14 protein-coding genes are annotated in these 20033 nt (G+C 64.0%); 11 read left to right on the forward strand and 3 right to left on the reverse strand.

Going from position 1 to position 20033, the window contains the following annotated elements:
- Positions 1-9 precede the first annotated feature (9 nt).
- The 5 genes from ACNFG0_RS04995 to ACNFG0_RS05015 all read left to right on the forward strand — a co-directional run bounded on the left by ACNFG0_RS04995 (position 10) and on the right by ACNFG0_RS05015 (position 5535).
- Positions 10-651, forward strand: a complete 642-nt coding sequence (locus tag ACNFG0_RS04995) for a tetratricopeptide repeat protein (RefSeq protein WP_196143647.1) — start codon at positions 10-12, stop codon at positions 649-651.
- A 1-nt stretch (position 652) separates the two neighbouring features.
- Positions 653-1795: an outer membrane protein assembly factor BamB gene (gene bamB / locus ACNFG0_RS05000; protein ID WP_196143646.1), complete on the forward strand. Its 1143-nt coding sequence runs from the start codon at positions 653-655 to the stop codon at positions 1793-1795.
- Positions 1796-1912: 117 nt separating this feature from the next.
- Positions 1913-3379, forward strand: coding sequence for a ribosome biogenesis GTPase Der (gene der / locus ACNFG0_RS05005; protein WP_196143645.1), 1467 nt, complete (start codon positions 1913-1915; stop codon positions 3377-3379).
- 228 nt (positions 3380-3607) lie between these two features.
- On the forward strand, positions 3608-4756 hold the full coding sequence (locus ACNFG0_RS05010; protein WP_196143644.1) for a pyridoxal phosphate-dependent aminotransferase: 1149 nt from the start codon (positions 3608-3610) through the stop codon (positions 4754-4756).
- A complete protein-coding gene (locus ACNFG0_RS05015) occupies positions 4744-5535 on the forward strand; it encodes an amidohydrolase (protein WP_196143643.1) in 792 nt (263 codons plus the stop codon). The genes ACNFG0_RS05010 and ACNFG0_RS05015 overlap by 13 nt, the downstream gene beginning before the upstream one ends.
- Before the next feature lie 102 nt (positions 5536-5637).
- On the opposite strand, the gene ACNFG0_RS05020 is transcribed toward ACNFG0_RS05015, so the two are convergent.
- Both ACNFG0_RS05020 and ACNFG0_RS05025 read right to left on the reverse strand, forming a co-directional pair.
- Positions 5638-8193, reverse strand: a complete 2556-nt coding sequence (locus tag ACNFG0_RS05020; protein WP_416764143.1) for a PepSY domain-containing protein — start codon at positions 8191-8193, stop codon at positions 5638-5640.
- Between the two features lie 103 nt (positions 8194-8296).
- Entirely contained in the window at positions 8297-10579 is a 2283-nt protein-coding gene (locus ACNFG0_RS05025) for a TonB-dependent receptor (RefSeq protein ID WP_416764144.1), read from the reverse strand.
- Positions 10580-10798: 219 nt separating this feature from the next.
- Between ACNFG0_RS05025 and ACNFG0_RS05030 the strand changes: the two genes are divergently transcribed.
- Positions 10799-11479 carry a Fe2+-dependent dioxygenase gene (locus ACNFG0_RS05030; RefSeq protein WP_416764145.1) on the forward strand — a complete coding sequence of 227 codons (681 nt, stop codon included), beginning with the start codon at positions 10799-10801 and terminating at the stop codon, positions 11477-11479.
- Positions 11480-11482: 3 nt separating this feature from the next.
- Positions 11483-12232: a tetratricopeptide repeat protein gene (locus ACNFG0_RS05035; RefSeq protein ID WP_416764146.1), complete on the forward strand. Its 750-nt coding sequence runs from the start codon at positions 11483-11485 to the stop codon at positions 12230-12232.
- A gap of 162 nt (positions 12233-12394) precedes the next feature.
- Here the strand turns inward: ACNFG0_RS05035 and ACNFG0_RS05040 are convergent, their stop codons facing one another.
- Positions 12395-13558 (reverse strand): type III PLP-dependent enzyme, encoded by a 1164-nt coding sequence (locus tag ACNFG0_RS05040; protein ID WP_196143638.1) that lies wholly within the window; start codon positions 13556-13558, stop codon positions 12395-12397.
- Positions 13559-14142: 584 nt separating this feature from the next.
- Between ACNFG0_RS05040 and ACNFG0_RS05045 the strand changes: the two genes are divergently transcribed.
- From ACNFG0_RS05045 to ACNFG0_RS05060, 4 genes are all read left to right on the forward strand, one after another.
- Positions 14143-14631, forward strand: coding sequence for an RNA polymerase sigma factor (locus tag ACNFG0_RS05045; RefSeq protein ID WP_196143637.1), 489 nt, complete (start codon positions 14143-14145; stop codon positions 14629-14631).
- A 17-nt stretch (positions 14632-14648) separates the two neighbouring features.
- Entirely contained in the window at positions 14649-15611 is a 963-nt protein-coding gene (locus ACNFG0_RS05050) for a FecR family protein (protein ID WP_196143636.1), read from the forward strand.
- 108 nt (positions 15612-15719) lie between these two features.
- Positions 15720-18149, forward strand: coding sequence for a TonB-dependent receptor family protein (locus ACNFG0_RS05055; protein ID WP_416764147.1), 2430 nt, complete (start codon positions 15720-15722; stop codon positions 18147-18149).
- A gap of 193 nt (positions 18150-18342) precedes the next feature.
- The gene (locus ACNFG0_RS05060) at positions 18343-19926 is read left to right on the forward strand and encodes a peptide chain release factor 3 (protein WP_196143634.1); all 1584 of its coding nucleotides are present in this window, start codon (positions 18343-18345) and stop codon (positions 19924-19926) included.
- The last annotated feature ends 107 nt before the right edge of the window (positions 19927-20033 follow it).

Below are 20033 nucleotides of genomic sequence, written 5' to 3' on the forward strand. Positions count from 1 at the left end.
AGTATTGGGGTGTCGAGTACCGATGATGAAGGCCTGGCCGCAGCCAAGGACTGGTGGAACCGCAACGGCAAGCCGCTGCTGACCGGTGCCCTGCTGGCCGCCGCGGTGGTGATGGGCTGGCAGACCTGGCAGAAATACCAGACCAACCAGTCCCAGGGTGCCTCGGCGTTGTACCAGGCACTGCTGGAAACCAGCCTGACGCCGAGCGGCCAACCTGACGCGACCAAGGTCGCCGAGCTGTCCGGCAAGCTCAAGAGCGAGTTCGGTGGTTCGGCCTACGCCCAGTACGGCAGCCTCTTCGTGGCCAAGGTCGCGGTCGAGAGCGGCAAGCTGGACGATGCCGCCGCCGAGCTCAAGAGCGTGATGGACAAGCCAGCCGACGCCACCCTGGGCGAGATCTCGCGCCAGCGCCTGGCCCGCGTCCTGGCTGCCCAGGACAAGGCCGAAGAGGCCCTGAAGCTGCTCGATGGCGATACCGACAAGGCCTTCCAGGCCAGCCGCGAAGAGCTCAAGGGCGACCTGCTGGTTCAGCTGGGTCGCGCCGACGATGCCCACGGTGCCTATGAAAAAGCCAAGGCCGCGCTGTCTGACGACGCCGCGATCGGTGGCCTGCAACTGAAGCTGGATGACCTGGCCAAAGGGGACGCCTGACGTGATCGGTTGGAAACAAGCAGCAGTGCTGACCCTGGCCGTACTGGCCGCAGGTTGCAGCAGCAACAGCAAGAAGGAACTGCCCCCGGCCGAACTGACCAAGTTCACCGAGGAAGTGGTGCTCAAGAAACAGTGGAGCCGCTCGATCGGCGACGGCCAGGGCGAGACCTACAACACCCTGGTGCCGGCCATCGAGAACGACCGTATCTACGCCTCGGACGTCAACGGCCGGGTCATGGCCCTGGACCGCCTCAACGGCGACGTGGTGTGGAAGCAGGACCTGGACCTGCCGGTCTCCGGCGCTGTGGGCGTTGGCTACGGCCTGGTCATGCTCGGCACCCTCAAGGGGGAAGTGATCGCCCTGGATGCCAGCACCGGTGAAGAGCGCTGGCGTTCGCAGGTGACCAGCGAAGTGCTGGCACCACCGGCCAACAATGGCGACGTGGTTGTCGTGCAGACCCAGGACGATCGCCTGATCGGCCTGGATGCCGCGACCGGCGACCGCCTGTGGATCTACGAGAACACCCCGGCCGTGCTGACCCTGCGCGGCACTGGTGCGCCGATCGTGACCAACCGCCTGGCCGTTGCCGGCCTGTCCTCGGGCAAGGTTATCGCCGTGGATATCCGCAACGGCGTGCCGGTGTGGGAAAGCCGCGTGGCCATCCCGCAGGGCCGTTCCGAGCTGGACCGCGTGGTCGACATCGACGGCGGCCTGTTGCTGTCCGGTGGCACCCTCTATGTGAGCACCTACCAAGGCCGCGTCGCCGGCCTGGACCTGGAAAGCGGCCGTGTCATGTGGCAACGCGATGCGTCGAGCTACGTGGGTGTCGCCCAGGGCTTCGGCAACGTCTACGTCAGCGAGGCGTCGGGTACCGTCGAGAGTATCGACGAGCGTTCGTCCACCGCGCTGTGGAGCAACGACGCCATGGCGCGCCGCCAGCTGTCGGCACCGGAGGTGTTCTCCAGCTACGTGGCGGTGGGCGACTTCGAAGGCTACCTGCACTTGCTCAGCCAGGTCGATGGCCGCTTCGTCGGCCGCGAGAAGATCGACAGCGATGGCCTGCGCGCCCGGCCCCTGGTGGTCGGCGACACCATCTATGTCTTCGGCAACAGCGGCAAGCTCGAGGCATTGACCATCCGCTGAAGCTAAGCTTGAGATCGCATTCGGTCTCGAGCGGCGGCGCACGACGCGCCGCACGAACTCCGGCCGCTGCCTTGCAGCGGCCTTTGCATTTTCAAGAATTCAAGAGTGGAGAGCCGCATGGTTCCCGTAATCGCCCTGGTGGGACGGCCGAACGTCGGCAAGTCCACCATGTTCAACCGCCTGACCAAGACCCGCGATGCCATCGTCGGTGACCTGTCGGGCCTGACCCGTGACCGCCAGTACGGCGATGCCACTTGGCAGGGTCGTTCCTACATCCTGATCGACACCGGGGGTATCACCGGTGACGAAGTGGGCATGGACGAGAAGATGGCCGAGCAGTCGCTGATGGCCATCGAGGAAGCCGACTATGTCCTATTCCTGGTAGACGCCCGCGCCGGCATGACTGCCGCCGACCAGATGATCGCCGAGCATCTGCGCAAGCGGAACAAGGAAGCCATCCTGGTCGCCAACAAGATCGACAACATCGATGCGGACGTCGCCCGCGCCGAGTTCTCGCCCTTGGGCATGGGCAACGCCATTCCGGTGGCCGGCTCCCAGGGACGCGGTATCAACGCGCTGATGGAAGCCGTGCTCGGCCATATCCCGCGCGACAAGGTCGAGGAAGCCCTCGACGAGGAAGTCGCCGAAGGCGAGGAGGCCACGCGCATCCCTGGCCCGAGCGAGAAGGATGGCATCAAGATCGCCATCATTGGCCGCCCCAACGTCGGCAAGTCGACCCTGGTCAACCGCATGCTCGGCGAAGAGCGCGTGGTGGTGTACGACCAGCCGGGCACCACCCGCGACAGTATCTACATCCCGTTCGAGCGCGATGACGAGAAGTACACCTTCATCGACACCGCCGGGGTGCGCAAGCGCGGCAAGATCCACGAGGAAGTCGAGAAGTTCTCGGTGGTCAAGACGCTGCAGGCGATCAAGGACGCCAACGTGGTGATCTTCGTCATGGACGCCCGCGAAGGCGTGGTCGACCATGATTTGAACCTGCTGGGCTTCGCCCTGGAGGCGGGCCGCGCCATCGTCATCGCCTTGAACAAGTGGGACGGCATGGAGCCGGGCGAGCGCGACTACGTCAAGACCGAGTTGGAACGCCGGCTGTTCTTCGTCGACTTCGCCGACATCCACTTCATCTCCGCTCTGCACGGCACCGGCGTGGGCCACCTGTACAAGTCGGTGCAGGCCGCGTTCAAGTCGGCGGTCACCCGTTGGCCGACCAGCCGCCTGACCCAGATCCTCGAGGACGCCATCAGCGAGCACCAGCCGCCGATGGTCAACGGCCGCCGGATCAAGCTGCGCTATGCCCACCTCGGTGGCGCGAACCCGCCGCTGATCGTGATCCACGGCAACCAGACCGACAAGATCCCACGGTCCTACTCGCGCTACCTGGAAAACACCTACCGCCGGGTGCTCAAGCTGGTCGGCACGCCGATCCGCATCGAGTACAAGGGCAGCGACAACCCGTTCGAGGGCAAGAAGAACACCCTCACCGACCGCCAGGTCAACAAGAAGCGCCGCCTGATGTCGCACCACAAGAAGGCCGAGAAGAAGCGCAAGGACAAGCGCAAGTAAACCTAGGCCACCGCACTGGGGCCGCTGTGCGGCCCTTTCGCGGCACAAGGCCGTTCCTACACAGGTCACGCGATCGCTGTAGGAGCGGCCTTGTGCCGCGAAAGGGGGGCGAAGCGCCCCTGGGGCCTAGCACTGTCCCATATTGTTTCAACCTTTTTCCTGACCGCTCGATCCGCTATGCTCGGCCTCTACCCCGTGCCGAATGCAGTGTTCAGGAAAGAGGGCGTCATGATCCGCAGCAAATTGCCGAACGTCGGCACGACCATCTTCACCACCATGTCGCAGTTGGCAGTGCAGACCGGTGCGCTCAATCTCTCCCAGGGCTTCCCCGACTTCGACGCGCCCCAGGCGCTGCTCGATGCCGTCTGCCGCCATGTGCTGGCAGGGCACAACCAGTATTCGCCGATGACCGGCCTGCCGGCGTTGCGCCAGCAGGTGGCGGCCAAGATCGCCCGCCTCTATGGCGCCAAGGTCGATGCCGACCAGGAAGTGACCATCACCCCCGGAGCCACCGAGGCAATCTTCTGCGCCATCCAGGCGGTGATCCAGGCTGGCGACGAGGTGATCGTCTTCGACCCCTCCTACGACAGCTACGAGCCGTCCGTTGAGCTGGCCGGTGGCCGCTGCGTGCATGTGCAGCTCACCGACGGCGATTTTCGTATCGACTGGCAAAAGTTCAGCGAGGCCCTGACCCCGCGCACGCGCATGGTCATCCTCAATTCACCGCACAACCCCAGTGGCGCGCTGATCAGCCGCGAGGACCTGGACCAACTGGCGCGGCTGATCGAAGGCCGGGATATCTACCTGGTCAGTGACGAGGTCTACGAGCACTTGGTCTACGACGGGGTGCGCCATGCCAGCGTGCTGGCCCATGAGCAGCTGTATGCCCGGGCGTTCGTGATCAGTTCGTTCGGCAAGACCTACCATGTCACCGGTTGGAAGACCGGCTATGTGGTCGCACCGCCAGCATTGAGCGTCGAGCTGCGCAAGGTCCACCAGTACGTCAACTTCTGCGGCGTGACCCCCTTGCAGTGTGCCCTGGCCGACTTCATGGCCGAACACCCGGAGCACCTCGACGAGCTGCCGGGCTTCTACCAGGCCAAGCGCGACCTGTTCTGCGACCTGCTGCAGGGCTCGCGTTTCAACTTCACCCGCACGCCGGGCACTTATTTCCAACTGGTGGACTATTCGCAGATCCGCCCGGACCTGGGTGACGTCGAGATGTCCCTGTGGCTGACCCGTGAGCATGGCGTGGCCACCATCCCGGTTTCGGTGTTCTACCAGCAACCCATTCCCGAGCAACGCCTGGTACGCCTGTGCTTTGCCAAACGCGAGGAGACGCTGCGTCAGGCGGCGGAAAGACTATGCGCGATCTGAGTGAACTGCCCAACCTGAAAGTCGCCCTGGTACAGACGACGTTGGCCTGGCATGACCGCGAGGCCAACTACGCCCACTTCGAGGAACTGCTGGCGCAGGTCGAGGGTGCGGACCTGGTGATTCTTCCCGAGATGTTCACCACGGGTTTTTCCATGGAGTCGGAGCGCCTGGCCGAACCTGAGAACGGCCCGACCTACAAGTGGCTCAAGGCCCAGGCGAAAAAGCATGACGTGGTGATCACCGGTAGCGTGATCATCCAGGCCGCTGATGGCAGCCACCGCAACCGCCTGCTCTGGGCCCGGCCCGATGGCGAGATCCTGCACTACGACAAGCGCCACCTGTTCCGCATGGCCGGCGAGCACAAGCACTACACCCCAGGCGAGCGCCAGGTGCAGTTCGAACTCAAGGGCTGGCGGGTGCGCCCGCTGATCTGCTACGACCTGCGCTTCCCGGTGTGGAGCCGCGACGCACAGGATACCGACCTGCTGCTGTATACCGCCAACTGGCCGGCCGCGCGTCGCCAGCACTGGAACCGGCTGTTGCCGGCGCGGGGCATCGAGAACCTGTGCTTCGTGGCGGCGGTGAACCGGGTGGGCACCGATGGCAAGGGCTTTGCCTATTCGGGCGACAGCCAGGTGCTGGACTTCCAGGGAGAGAGCCTGCTCAGCGCAGGCGAGGCCGACGGGGTGTTCACCGTGGTGCTGCGTGCGGCGGAGCTGGCCGCCTACCGGGCGCGTTTCCCGGCCAACCTGGATGCCGATACCTTCGAGTTGCATTGAGACCCAGGGGCTGCTTCGCAGCCCATCGCGGCACAAGGCCGCTCCTACAAGGGATCGCGGGCTCCTGTAGGAGCGGCCTTGTGCCGCGAAAGGGGTGCCTGATCAATACACATCCCGTCGATACCGCCCATCCTCGATCAGCTGCTGTACCACTTCACTCCCGAGGATGCCGTTGAGCGCTGCGTCTGCACCGGCTGCCATGCCTTTCAAGCTGCCGCAGACATAAATGCATGCCCCATCGGCTACCCAGCGCTTGAGCGTCTCGGCCTGCTGCATCAACACATCCTGCACATACACCTTCTGCGCCTGGTCCCGCGAAAACGCTAGGTCCAGCCGCTGCAGGTCTCCCTTGGCCAGCCACCCGTGCAGCTCGTCAGCGCACAACAGGTCATGGGCCCGGTTGCGCTCGCCGAACAGCAGCCAGTTGCGTTGCTCGCCCTCGGCGATGCGCGCCTTGAGCAGGCTGCGCAGGCCGGCCAGGCCCGTGCCGTTGCCCACCAGGATCATCGGTGCCGGGGCATCGGGTAGGCGGAACCCGCTGTTGCGCCGCAGGCGCACGCCGACGTTGCCATGCACGGGTAGGTACTCAGTCAGCCAACCCGAGCCCAGGCCCAGGGTACCGTCTGGGTGCAGTTCCTGGCGCACGATCAGCTCCAGCACGCCGTCGCTGGCGATCGAGGCAATGGAATATTCCCGGGCCGTGATGGGGATCAGGGCATCGACCAGGGCCTGGGCATGCAAGCCCACCAGGTGTTCGCGGCTTTTCGGCAATTGGCGGCTGGCCAGGGCCTGCCCGAGCGGTTCGCTCAGGCCGTCGAGTTGGACGGGCGTATCGGCATCCAGGCCCAGGCCGGCAAGCAGGGCATCGACGCGTGGCTGGCCATTGCGCGGCAGCACCTCCACCAGGTCACCGGCTTCCCAGGCCTGGGGGGCTTGTGGCTGCAGGCCGAGCAGGTAGACCGGCGCGCCCTGGCTGCCAGGGTTGAGCAAGGTTCGCTGGCGCAGGGTCCAGTTGGCGAAGCTCTGCGGTTGCCAGGCGTCGATCGGCTGGGCGCCGGTCAGTTGTGCCAGCTCTCGCTGCCATTGTTGCAGCGCGCCCTGGTCGGCGTTGTCCACTTCCACCGGGCTGAAGGCGCGGGTGGCGCCGCGTTCGGCCAGCCAGGCCTGAAGCCTGCGGGCGAAGCCGCAAAAGTGCGGATACTGGCGGTCGCCCAGGGCCAGTACCGCATAGCTGAGGTTGTCCAGCGCCCACGGCTGGCCCAGGGCCTTGCGTTCGAAGGTGCGCGCACTGTCGGGCGCTTCGCCGTCGCCGAAGGTGCTGACCACGAACAACGCTCGCCTGGCTTGGCGCAGTTCGGCCTCGCCCAGCTCGGCCAGCGGGCGCACCTGCACCGGCAGGCCAGCCGCCTGCAGTTGCCCGGCGCTCTGCCAGGCCAGCTGCTCGGCGAAACCGCTTTGGCTGGCGAAGCCGATCAGCCAGCCGTCTGCGCCCGTGGCAGCGGGTGCGACGCTGCCGCGAGCTGCTTGGACTTGGCGTTTCTTGCGGCGGCGATCGAGGTACAACAGCCAGCCGGTGACGAAGAACAGCGGCATGGTGAGGCTGGCGAGGGTGACGATGATGCGCCCTGGCAGGCCGAAGTATTCGCCGACATGCAGGGCATAGACGCTCTGCAGCAGCTGGGCCTTGAAGGATTTGTCGGTGTAGCGGTCGTGGCGTTTGACCTGGCCGGTGGCCGGGTCCAGCACCAAGGTGTTGAACGCACGTGGGTGGTCGGCATCGGCCAGGAGGTAGAACAGGTTGGCCGGCTGGCCGCCAACCGGTGGCAGACGCAAGTTGTACATGGCCAGGCCGGGGCCTGCGGCGTCCTTGAGGTTGGCCCAGATCGCGTCGTAGTCGACCACCAATGGCGGCGCGTTGTTGTCCACTTTTTGCGGGCCGTGGCGCCCGCGGCCTTCGCCACGTTTGTGCTGTTGGCCGGCAGCCGGTGCGTCGGCCAGCAGCTTGTTCAGGCCTTCGCGGTACCATTCGTAGGACCAGAACAGGCCGGTAAGGGCGAACAGCAGGTAGAACAGCAGGCACCAGGTACCGGCCACCGCGTGCAGGTCCCAATTGAAGGCACGGCCTTTCTTGGCCCAGTCGAAGGTCAGCCAGGTGCGCCAGTTCAGAGCCTGCCGCGGCCAGCGCAGGTACAGGCCGGAGAGGCAGAAGAAAATCAACATCAAGGTGCAAGCGCCGGTGATCTGCCGGCCGGTGTCGCCCATGGCCAGGAAGCGGTGCAGCTGCAACATCAGGTTGAAGAAGCCCAGCCCGGCCACTTCGCCCTTGAGCTCGCCCGTGTACGGGTCGGCATAGCGCAGCTCGCCGCGGCGCTCGCCAGGCGGAGGCGTGAAGAAGATGCGTGCGGCATTGCCGTCACGGGTATCGACCCACAGCATCGCCACCTTGTCGCCCTGGGCCGCCTCGACTCTGCGTACCAGTTCGGCCGGTGGCAGCACGCCTTCCTTGCGCACCTCGACCTGGAGCGTGTGCGGGTTGAGCAGGCGCAGCAGCTCGTCCTGGAACGAATAGAGCGCGCCGGTGACGCCCATCAGCGCCAGCACCAGGCCGGCGGTGATGCCAAAGAACCAGTGCAATTGGAACAGCGACTTCTTCACCACATCGATCACCTTGTCTCGGCGCCGGGCAGGGCGCGGTGTGCATTATGCCTTGGTACGCGAAAGCCCCGCACATCGGAATGGGCGGGGCTTTCGGTCAACATCCTCAAAAATGGACGCTGGTGGTCAGCAGGGCAGTGCGGCCTGCCGCCTGGTTGGCGAAGTGGGTGGAATACGCCTTGTCGTAGTAGACCTCGTTCGTGAGGTTCTGCACGTTCAGTTGCAGGTCGATGTTCTTGGTCAGCTTGTAGGCCGCCATGGCGTCGTAGCGCACATAGCTGTCGACCATGGTGGTGTTGGCAACGCTGCCGTACACATCATCCACATAGAAGGCACCGCCACCGATTGTCAGCTTCGGCGTGACTGCGTAAGTGGTCCACAGGCTGGCGCTATTGTTCGGGGTGTTTGGCAACTGGTTGCCGTCATTGGCCTTGCCACGTGGGCCACCATCGATCTGCCGGGCTTCCATATAGGTGTAGCCGGCGAACACCTGCCACTTGTCGGTGAGCTTGCCGCTGGCCGACAGCTCGATGCCCTCGACGCGGGTTTCGCCAACGTTCTCGTAGCTGGTGGTGTCGACCTGTACGCGGGCATTTTCCTTCTCGGTGCGGAACAGGGCGGCAGCCAGGGACAGGCGCTCGTCAAGCAGGTCCCACTTGGTGCCGATTTCGTAGTTGGTGGTCTTTTCAGGTTCCAGATCGCTGCTCAGGATATTGCCGCCACGGTCGGGAACTCCCGGCAACGGGTTGGCTTCGGTGCCTTCGCCGAGCATGGCACCCGGCGGGGTCGCGGAGGTGGCGTAGGAGACGTAGATGCTGCCGTTTTCGGCTGGCTTCCATACCAGGCCCAGCTGACCGGTGAAGAACTCGCTCTTGTCACGGCCTTTGTTCAGGGTGCCATCCTTGTTCACGACGGTGGCGCCGGACTCGTCGTAGCCGCGGAACTTGGTGTCGAAATGGTCGTAGCGCAGGCCCATGTTCAGCAACCACTGGGGCGTCAGCTCCAGGGTATCGAAGACATAGATCGCACGGGTCTTGCTGCTGGTCTTGGTGCCTGCGTAGTTGCGCGTGACAGTGCCATCCCAGGCATCGTCCGGGTTCGGATCGCTCAGCGACGTGCAGCTGCCGCCGTGGCTTGGGCCGGTGCAATCAGAGATCTTGCTGTTTGGCGAGACCGTATAGCTCTGGCGGTCGGACTCTTCCTTGGTGAATTCCACACCGGTGGAGAAGCTGTTCTTGAAGCCGCCCACATAGAACTCGCCGAACAGGTCGGTCTGGTTGGTGGTGGTTGCGGTGTTGCCCACACGGGTGTTGGCACGGCGCCAGACACCATTGTTGTTGACGTTGCCCGCGCTGTCGTCAGGCTGGGTCAGGACATAGTCCTGCATGCTGTTGCCATGGCGCAGGGTGTTTTTGATCGTCAGCGAGTCGGTCAGGTCGTGCTCGATGGCGATGGTCGCGATATCGGTGCGAGTCTTGCGGAAGTCGCGGTCGGTCAGGCCGTAGAAGTTGTCGCTGTCACCGCCGTCGGTGGGCTTGCTCGGGTGTGCCGATGTGCGCGCGTTGCTGCCGGCGCGTGGAATGCTGTACGGAATGCCCGAGTCTGGCAGGTCGTCACTTTCCAGGTGGTAGTAATCGAGATTCACCCGGGTCGGTGTGCCCAGGCCGAAGGCCAGGGAAGGTGCGATACCCCAACGGTCATAGTTGACCTTGTCGCGGCCAGCGACGTTGCTTTCGTGGGTCATCAGGTTGAGACGACCGGCGACGGTGTCGCTGAACTGGTAGTTGCCATCGAAGGTGTAGCGCTGGGTCTGGTCGCTGCCCCAAGTCCAGGCGCCATCGAGCGAGTTGCCCAGGTGCGCGCGCTTGCTCACCAAGTTGATGGTACCGCCTGCTGCACCACGACCACCGATGGCCGAGTTCGGGCCTTTGGCCACCTCTACCGATTCGATGGCAAAAATTTCGCGGCTCTGTGCGCCGGTGTCGCGTACACCGTCCAGGTAGGTGTCGCCCTGGGCATCGAAACCACGGATGAACGGGCGGTCGCCCTGAGGGTTGCCGCCTTCGCCGGCACCGAAGGTGATGCCTGGTACGGTACGCAGAGCATCCTGCAAGGTCAGCGCATTGGTGTCCTTGATGACTTGCTGCGGAATCACGGTGATCGAGCGGGGAGTGTCCACCAGCGGTGCGGTGTACTTCTGCGAAGAGGCCTTGTCGACTTTGTACTCGGTATTGGCCTGCTCAGCCTTGCCATTGACGCTGGTGGCATCCAGGGTGATGGCAGTGTTGGCCGCAGGGTCGGCCGCATAGGCGGAGGTGGCAGTGATCGCCACGCCAATGGCAGAGGCAAGCAGACGTGGTGAACTCACAGCAGATGGCACGTGACGCATTTCGATGAACCTTCCCCAAGGTATGAAGTGCGCGGATCTTAATGTAAGCAATTGTGACTAACAATTGAGAACCGTTAACATTCGTGAGGAATTTACAATCTTTACAATTTCTCTTTACGGTTTTGGGTGGCTGAAACGTCGGAAGCGGCGAGTGGGGCTTGTAGGGCGTAAAAGGTAATCAATATCATTGGCGACTTTCCTCATTCCAGGTGCGCCATCATGCTGCTTCACATTCCCGGCCTGTTCGACGCCGACGAGCTGTCCCGCATCCGCGAGGCGCTGGAGCAGGCCGACTGGGCCGACGGCAAGGTCACGGCGGGCTACCAGTCGGCCAAGGCCAAGCACAACCTGCAATTGCCCGAGGGGCATGCGCTGGCCAAGGAGATCGGCAACGCCCTGATCGACCGTCTGTGGCGCAACCCTCGGTTCATGTCCGCGGCCTTGCCGCACAAGGTGTTCCCGCCGTTGATCAATTGCTACCGCGAAGGCGGTAATTTCGATTTCCATATCGACAACGCACTGCGCCAGCCCAAGGGCAGCCCGGAGCGGGTGCGCACCGACCTGTCCTCGACCCTGTTCCTGAGCGATCCGGACAGCTACGACGGCGGCGAGCTGGTGATCCAGGACACCTTCGGCACACAGCAGGTGAAGCTTGCGGCCGGCGACATGGTGCTGTACCCCGGCACCAGCCTGCACAAGGTCAACCCGGTGACCCGCGGTGTGCGCTATGCGGCGTTCTTCTGGACCCAGAGCCTGGTGCGCGAGGACAGCCAGCGGGCCCTGCTGTTCGAGATGGACAACGCCATCCAGCAATTGACCGCCGACGTGCCCGATCACCCCTCGCTGTTGCAACTGACCGGTACCTACCACAACCTTCTGCGCCGTTGGGCCGAGGTCTGAGCCGTGTCCTATCCGTTGCATCGCGAGGAAATCGTCGATATCGCCGACTTGCAGGCCATGCTCGAAGACAGCCCTGGCAAGGCTGCCCAAGCGATCTTGGCAGCTGCAGCGCAGGGCGTGGTGCAGGCCCAGTTGCTGCTGGGGCAGATTCTGCTCGATGGGCGCGGCATCGAGCGCGACCCGGTGCTGGCACGGCAGTGGTTCGGTATCGCTGCCCAGGGTGGCAGCGCCATGGGGCACAACATGTTGGGGCGTTGCCTGGAGCACGGCTGGGGAGGCGAGGTCAGCCTTGCGCAGGCGGCCATCCATTATGCGCACGCGGCCGACGCCGGCCTGGATTGGGGGCTCTACAACCTGGGCAACCTCCTGGCGACCGGGCGTGGCGTGAAGACCAACCAGGCGCAGGCGTTGGCCTGCTATGAGAAAGCCGCGCACATGGGCCACGCCAAGTCGATGAACCTGTACGGGCGTTACCTGGAACAGGGAATCGCCACGGCCGCCAGCCCGGCGCGTGCCATGCGCTGGTATCGGCGTTCGGCCGAGGCTGGGGATTTTCGTGGGATGTTCAGCCTGGCGATGGTCCTCATCGAACGAGGGCAGATGTCCGAGGCAGGCCCTTGGTTGGAGCGCGCACGCAGCGAAGGCAACCTGAACTTCCTGCGCAGCGCCTTGGCCACGCTGCTCGGCGCAGGGCCGATGTTGGCTGAGCATGCTGCGGCCTATGCCGCCGAACTGGACACGCGCGCGGCCTGACCCGGCGCTCCCCACAGCCCGGCCCTAGCAAGCGCGGGCTTGTCCCGCGAAGCGGATGGACGTGCGGGAGGTGAACGTGCCGGAGTTCGTCAGGTTCGATCAGTACCGACGCCGCTGATCGGCATGATGGAAAAACGGGGCGCGAAGCGGCCCCGCTCTGCTTTACAGGTAGAACGCCTTCAGCGGCGGGAAACCATTGAACTCCACCGCGCTGTAGCTGGTGGTGTAGGCGCCGGTCGACAGCCAGTACAGGCGGTCGCCGATGGCCAGGTTCAGCGGCAGGCCGTACTTGTAGTGCTCGTACATGATGTCGGCGCTGTCGCAGGTGGGGCCGGCGATGACCACTTCTTCCATCTCGCCTTTCTTCTCGGTCCAGATCGGGAACTTGATGGCTTCGTCCATGGTTTCGATCAGGCCGGAGAACTTGCCCACGTCGGTGTATACCCAGCGCTCTACCGCGGTACGCGACTTGCGCGCCACCAGCACCACTTCGCTGACCAGGATGCCGGCGTTGGCGATCAACGAGCGGCCCGGCTCGAGGATGATTTCCGGCAGGTCATCGCCGAAGTCTTCCTTGAGGAAGCGGATGATTTCCTCGGCGTAGGTTTCCAGGCTGTTGGTGCGGGTGATGTAGTTGGCCGGGAAGCCGCCACCCATGTTGATCATCTTCAGTTCGATGCCGTCTTCGTCCTTCAGGCGCTCGAAGATCACCTTCACTTTGGCGATAGCCGCGTCCCAGACGCTGATGTCGCGCTGCTGGGAGCCCACGTGGAACGACACGCCGTACGGCACCAGGCCCAGATCGCGGGCGAGGATCAGCAGGTCCATGGCCATGTCGGTCTGGCAACCGAACTTGCGCGACAGCGGCCAGTCGGCGGTGGTGGAGCCTTCGGTGAGGATACGTACGTACACCTTCGAACCCGGGGCGGCCTTGGCGATGTTGCGCAGGTCAGCCTCGGAATCGGTGGCGTACAGGCGCACGCCCTTCTCGTAGAAGTAGCGGATGTCCTTGGACTTCTTGATGGTGTTGCCGTAGCTGATGCGGTCGGCGCTGACACCCTGGTTCATCACCTTGTCCAGCTCGTAGATCGAAGCGATGTCGAAGTTCGAGCCCTTGTCCTTGAGCAGGTCGATGATCTCGACCGCCGGGTTCGCCTTGACGGCGTAGTACACCTTGGCGAACTCGAAACCGGCGCGCAGGTCATCGTAGGCCTGGCTGATGATCTGGGTATCGATGAGTACGAACGGGGTTTCCTGCTTGTCGGCGAACGCCTTCATCTTCTGGAAGGTTTCGCGCGCGAAATAATCTTCGACCTGGATCGACATGCTGAGGGACTCCATGGGCAAACTGAAAATGTAAGTGGCAACAAACTGAACGTCCTCCGTATCCCCACTTTGGTTCGCCTACTTCCCAAGGCATGTCGCCGAAAGCAAAAAGGTCAACCGTGCCCGTGAAGCGGAGCGGCGGGTGACCTTGCTGTCTCGTCGTCAGTACTTGAGCCGGATGGATCGTTTCCAGCATGGACGTTCGGCGCGCACTTTAGGGCGTGAACAAAGCAAGATCAACAGGCAATCCCGGCGTGTTGGCCGCGGATCGACGACCAGCTCATGGAATAACCGACTCATGTGACCGGCTGATGTTCCCCAGGGGTTGGAAGGCGTAAAAAATTGTGGAATGGAGAGTGATTGCCCGCTCGCGGGTAAACCCGATCCCACAGGGTTTTCAAGGCTCCCGTGGGCACGGGTTTACCGGCGAAAAAGCCGGAGGTGTTCATATTTATGGCCACATTCGTCTGGTACGCCTGTGCCGGTAAAAAGGCATAAATTTTTTGTTACCGACTGACGGATTTGCTGTGCTTGATGAGAAGAATTACTATTCGCAGCCTTCTCCGCCTCCCTGATGACCGACTGTGTCCGGACCCAAAGGCTTCCTCGACCACTACCACGAGCTGATCGGCACCTGGACGCGCAAACTGCGCAGCCGCCCCCAGGCCGAGGACCTCGCCCATGATGCCTTCGTGCGGGTGCTGGAAAACCCACGCCAGGCCGTCGAGCAGCCGCGCGCCTACCTGCACCAGACGGCCCGCAATATCGCCGTGGACGGCTACCGCCGTGACGACCGGCGCCAAGCCCTGGAAGAAGGGATGTTCGACGCTGGCCACGCAGGCAATGGCGACCCCGAAGCCTATGTACACGCCCTGGAGCTGGCCGACTGCGTCGAGCGGGCCCTGGCCGAGCTGCCGGTCAATTGCCGGCGGGTGTTCGTCTGGCAGAAGCTCGAGGGGCTGAGCCAGGCCGAGATCGCCGAGCGCATGGGGCTGAGCAAGAACATGGTCGAAAAGTATATGATCCGCACGCTCCGGCATCTGCGTGAGCACCTGGATGTGTCGACCAGATGAGTCAGGAGACCCTTTGCATGAAACAGCCCGGCGCCCTGGACGTGCGTGAACAAGCCGCCGCGTGGTTCGCCCGCATCAACGATGGGCCTGCAGATGACCACGTGCGGGCGCAGTTGCAGCATTGGCTAGACGCTGACCCGCGCCACCGTGAGGAATACGAGCTGCTCGGCCGGTTATGGCTGGCCGCAGACCGAATTCCCCGCGAGCGGCTCCAGGCGCTGTGCGAACCTGCCCCGGTCAGGCAATTACCGCGTCGGCGCTTCCTACAGCAGGCCCTGGCTGCGAGCGTGGGCATCGCCGCCCTGGGGCTGGGCTGGCGCGGCTGGCAATACCAACGCGAGCATCATCGACAGGATCTGCAGACGGCCCTGGGTGAGCGCCGCCAGGTCGAGCTGCCGGATGGCTCGCGGCTCGAGCTGAACGGCGGCACCCGCCTGGGTGTGCGTTTCAGCGCGGGCCAGCGGCAGGTCGTGCTCGAAGCTGGCGAGGTGATGTTCAACGTTGCCCACGACAGCACCCGGCCGTTCGTGGTGGAAACTGCCCAGGGCAAGGTCACCGTGACCGGTACCCGTTTCGATGTACGTCTGGACCCTGGCCAGACCCGGGTGGCAGTCGAGCAGGGCGCCGTGCGGGTGCAAGGGGCTTCGGGTTCGCTGGCGCAACTGACGGCGGGCCTGGGCTCGCACATCGGCGCGCAGGGGCAGGTGGCCCAACCCTACCCGGTGAACGCCGCGGCCCTGACCGCTTGGCGCCAGGGCAAACTGGTGTTCGACGATGCCACCCTGGCCGAGGTGGTCGCCGAAGTGTCCCGCTACCGGGCCCGGCCGCTTCGTGTCGCCCCGGGCAAGGTGGCTGGGCTCAGGCTTTCCAGCACCTTCAATATCGATGACACCGACGCCCTGCTGCGGGCTCTGCCGAGCATCCTGCCGGTGGCGATCAAGGCCCACCCTGACGGCTCCAGCGAAATTATTTCGAAATAGATTCAGGTTTTTTTCCGCTCGTTCGTCTTCCTCGCCAGCTGCAACTGCCAAGCATTTCCATTTGCGTGCGGTTGGCGTTTATCCCGTTTTTCAGGATCTTTCGACGACGTGAACAACAACAAGCCCTTCCAGCGTTTTCGCATTCTCGCCCTGGCCCTGGCGGTCAGCGCTGCCACTGCCAACGCTCATGCCGAGCAAGCCCCGGCGGCCATCCAGATCCAGGCCCAGCCGTTGGCCTCGGCCTTGAGTCAGCTCGGCCAGCAAACCCGTCTGCAACTGTTCTTCAGCCCCGAGCTGGTGGCGGGCAAGCAGGCCCCGGCGGTGTCGGGCGACCTGGCGCCGGAACAGGCCCTGCAGCAGTTGCTGCTGGGCAGTGGGCTGACGTATGAAATGTCCCAGGACACCGTAGTGGTCAAGCCGGCCCAGGCCGCCGGCTCGCTCACCACCGGCAGCCTGGAGCTGGCGCCCACCGATATCAAGGTGGTGGGCGACTGGCTGGGCGATGCCGAGCAGAGCGTGGTGCAGAACCACCCCGGCGCGCGCACCGTGGTGCGTCGTGAGGCCATGGTGGAGAAGGGTGCGATGAATGTGCGTGACGTGCTGCGCGGCATCCCCGGCGTGCAGGTGCAGGACTCCAACGGCACCGGTGGCAGCGACCTGTCGCTGAACGTCGGCGTGCGCGGCCTGACCTCACGCCTGTCGCCGCGCTCGACCGTGCTGATCGATGGAATCCCGGCGGCCTTCGCGCCCTATGGCCAGCCGCAGTTGTCCATGGCACCGATTTCCTCAGGCAACCTGGACAGCATCGACGTGGTGCGCGGTGCAGGCTCTGTACGCTATGGCCCGCAGAACGTCGGTGGGGTGATCAACTTCGTCACCCGGGCGATCCCCGAGAAGGCTTCCGGTGAATTGTCCACCACCCTGGAAACCTCCCAGCATGGCGGTTGGAAGCACACCGAGTCGGCCTTCGTCGGTGGCACCGCCGACAACGGCATGGGCGTGGCGCTGCTGTATACCGGCGTCAATGGCGACGGTTACCGCAGCAGCAACAACGACAACGATATCGACGATGTCATGCTCAAGACCCACTGGGCGCCTACCGACAACGACGAGTTCTGGCTCAACTTCCATTACTACGATGGCCGCGCCGACATGCCCGGCGGCCTGACCCAGGCCCAGTTCGACCAGGACCCTTTCCAGTCGGTGCGCGACTATGACTACTTCGCCGGCCGGCGCAAGGACGTGTCGTTCAAGTGGCAGCGCCAGATCGACGATGCGACGCAGTTCGAGGTGCTGACCTACTACACCGACAGTTTCCGCGGCAGCTCCATCGCCTCGCGGGACATGAAGACGCTGTCGTCGTACCCGCGCAACTATCACACGTTCGCCATCGAGCCGCGCGTGTCGCGCATCTTCTTCGCCGGCCCCACCACCCAGGAAGTCAGCGTTGGCTATCGCTACCTGAAGGAGGCCATGCGCGAGCAGTCGACCCGCCTGGGGCTGGTCGACAACGTGCCCACGCCGGTACCAGGCTCCGATGGCCATGTGTTCCAGGACCGCAGCGGTGGTACCGAGGCCAGCGCCTACTACATCGACGACAAGATCGATGTCGGCAACTGGACCATCACGCCGGGCATCCGCTTCGAGCACATCAACACTGACTGGCGTGACCGCCCGGTGATCGGGGCCAATGGTAGCCCGGTGGCGGAGAAGAAGCGCAGCATCACCAGCAACGAGCCGCTGCCGGCGCTGAGCGTGATGTACCACCTTTCCGACGCCTGGAAGCTGTTCGCCAACTACGAGACATCCTTCGGCAGCCTGCAGTATTTCCAGCTCGGCCAGGGCGGGACTGGCAACAGCACGGCCAATGGCCTGGAGCCGGAAAAGGCCAAGACCTACGAGATCGGTACGCGCTATGACAACGGCGACTGGGCCGGTGAGCTGACGGCGTTCTACATCGACTTCGACGACGAGCTGCAGTACATCAGCAACGATGTGGGCTGGACCAACCTGGGCGCTACCAAGCACCAGGGCATCGAGGCCTCGGTGCGCTATGACCTGTCCGGCCTCGACCCGCGCCTGCAAGGGCTGTCGGCCAATGCCGGCTACACCTATACCCGTGCGACCTATGAAGGCGAGATCCCGGGCTTCAAGGGCCGCGACCTGCCGTTCTACTCGCGCCAGGTTGCCACTGCCGGCCTGCGCTACGAGATCAACCGTTGGACCTGGAACCTCGACGCCTATGCCCAATCCAAGCAGCGCGCGCCGGGGACCGGGATCAATTCCGATGGCAGCTTCAACGGCGACTACATCACCGAGCCGAGTGCCGACGGGCAGTACGGCGATATTCCGGGCTACGTGACCTGGCATGTGCGCGGCGGGTATGACTTCGGGCCGCAGGCGTCGAACCTCAAGGTGGCGGCGGGGGTGAAGAACCTCTTCGACAAGCAGTATTACACCCGCTCCAGCGACAACAACGCCGGGCTGTATGTAGGCGAGCCGCGTACGTTCTATGTGCAGGCCAGTGTAGGGTTCTGATGACGAGCTGGGCCGCTCTGCGGCCCTTTTGTGGCACAAGGCCGCTCCTACAGGATTGCACCGTACCTGTAGGAGCGGCCTTGTGCCGCGAATAGGGGCGCGAAGCGGCCCCAGCGATTCGTCGGATTTTGGCCGGCGGCTCGACTTCAGGTATGATACTGCCCCTTTTTGATCCCCAGTCAGGCGATTTCCCATGACCAACCAGGCCGCCGAAGTCGCGAAGCGCCGCACTTTCGCAATCATTTCCCACCCCGACGCCGGTAAGACGACCATCACCGAGAAGCTCTTGCTGATGGGCAAGGCGATTGCCGTTGCCGGTACCGTGAAGTCGCGCAAGTCCGACCGCCACGCCACCTCCGACTGGATGGAAATGGAGAAGCAGCGCGGCATCTCCATCACCACCTCGGTGATGCAGTTCCCGTATCGCGAGCACATGATCAACCTGCTCGACACCCCCGGCCACGAGGACTTCTCCGAAGACACCTACCGCACCCTGACCGCGGTGGACTCGGCGCTGATGGTGCTCGACGGCGGTAAAGGCGTAGAGCCGCGTACCATCGCCCTGATGGACGTGTGCCGCCTGCGCGACACGCCCATCGTCAGCTTCATCAACAAGCTCGACCGGGACATCCGCGACCCGATCGAACTGCTCGACGAGATCGAGGCGGTGCTGAAGATCAAGGCCGCGCCGATCACCTGGCCGATCGGTTGCTACCGTGACTTCAAGGGCGTGTATCACCTGACCGGCGACTACATCGTGGTCTATACCCCGGGCCACGGCCACGAGCGCACCGAAGCCAAGATCATCGAGAAGCTCGACTCCGACGAAGCCCGCGCGCACCTGGGCGACCAGTACGACGCGTTCGTCGAGCAGCTGGAGCTGGTGCAGGGCGCTTGCCATGAATTCAACCAGGAAGAGTTCATCAACGGCCAATTGACCCCGGTGTTCTTCGGTACCGCGCTTGGCAACTTCGGTGTCGACCATGTGCTCGATGCTGTCGTCGACTGGGCGCCGCGCCCGCTGGGCCGCGTCGCCCACGAGCGGACCGTCGAGCCCGTCGAGGAAAAATTCACCGGTTTCGTGTTCAAGATCCAGGCGAACATGGACCCCAAGCACCGCGACCGTATCGCCTTCATGCGCATCTGCTCGGGCAAGTACGAAAAGGGCATGAAAATGCGCCACGTGCGCCTGGGCAAGGACCTGCGCATCGGCGACGCGCTGACCTTCTTCTCCTCCGAGCGTGAACAGCTCGAGGAAGCCTATGCCGGCGATATCATCGGCCTGCACAACCACGGCACCATCCAGATCGGCGATACCTTCACCGAAGGTGAGGCGCTGGGCTTCACCGGCATTCCGCACTTCGCCCCGGAACTGTTCCGCCGCGTGCGCCTGAAGGACCCGCTCAAGTCCAAGCAACTGCGTCAGGGCCTGCAGCAGCTGGCCGAAGAGGGCGCGACCCAGGTGTTCTTCCCCGAGCGCAGCAACGACATCATCCTCGGTGCGGTCGGTGTGCTGCAGTTCGACGTGGTCGCCAGCCGCCTGAAGGAAGAGTACAAGGTCGAGTGCGCCTATGAGCCGATCACCGTCTGGTCGGCACGCTGGATCAGCTGCGACGACAAGAAGAAGCTCGAGGAATTCCAGAACAAGGCCATGGAGAACCTGGCCATCGATGGCGGCGGCCACCTGACTTACCTGGCGCCGACCCGGGTCAACCTGTCGCTGATGGAAGAGCGCTGGCCGGATGTGACCTTCCGCGCTACCCGCGAGCACCATTGATCCCTGGCGCCAGGTCTGGACCTTATGATCTGGCCCATCGCCGGCAAGCCCGCGCCCCCACGTATTGCACAAACCACGTTGTGGGAGCCGGCTTGCCGGCGATGGGG

The sequence above is a fragment of the Pseudomonas sp. NY15372 genome (genome assembly GCF_048068215.1).
Taxonomy (GTDB): Bacteria; Pseudomonadota; Gammaproteobacteria; order Pseudomonadales; family Pseudomonadaceae; genus Aquipseudomonas; species Aquipseudomonas guariconensis_A.

Bases quoted from the DNA above. Each gene is read 5' to 3' on its own strand.
- der (WP_196143645.1), top strand. From the start codon at position 1,913: ATGGTTCCCGTAATCGCCCTGGTGGGACGGCCGAACGTCGGCAAGTCC.
- ACNFG0_RS05010 (WP_196143644.1), top strand. From the start codon at position 3,608: ATGATCCGCAGCAAATTGCCGAACGTCGGCACGACCATCTTCACCACC.
- ACNFG0_RS05015 (WP_196143643.1), top strand. From the start codon at position 4,744: ATGCGCGATCTGAGTGAACTGCCCAACCTGAAAGTCGCCCTGGTACAG.
- ACNFG0_RS05025 (WP_416764144.1), bottom strand. From the start codon at position 10,579: ATGCGTCACGTGCCATCTGCTGTGAGTTCACCACGTCTGCTTGCCTCT.
- ACNFG0_RS05030 (WP_416764145.1), top strand. From the start codon at position 10,799: ATGCTGCTTCACATTCCCGGCCTGTTCGACGCCGACGAGCTGTCCCGC.
- ACNFG0_RS05040 (WP_196143638.1), bottom strand. From the start codon at position 13,558: ATGTCGATCCAGGTCGAAGATTATTTCGCGCGCGAAACCTTCCAGAAG.
- ACNFG0_RS05050 (WP_196143636.1), top strand. From the start codon at position 14,649: ATGAAACAGCCCGGCGCCCTGGACGTGCGTGAACAAGCCGCCGCGTGG.
- ACNFG0_RS05060 (WP_196143634.1), top strand. From the start codon at position 18,343: ATGACCAACCAGGCCGCCGAAGTCGCGAAGCGCCGCACTTTCGCAATC.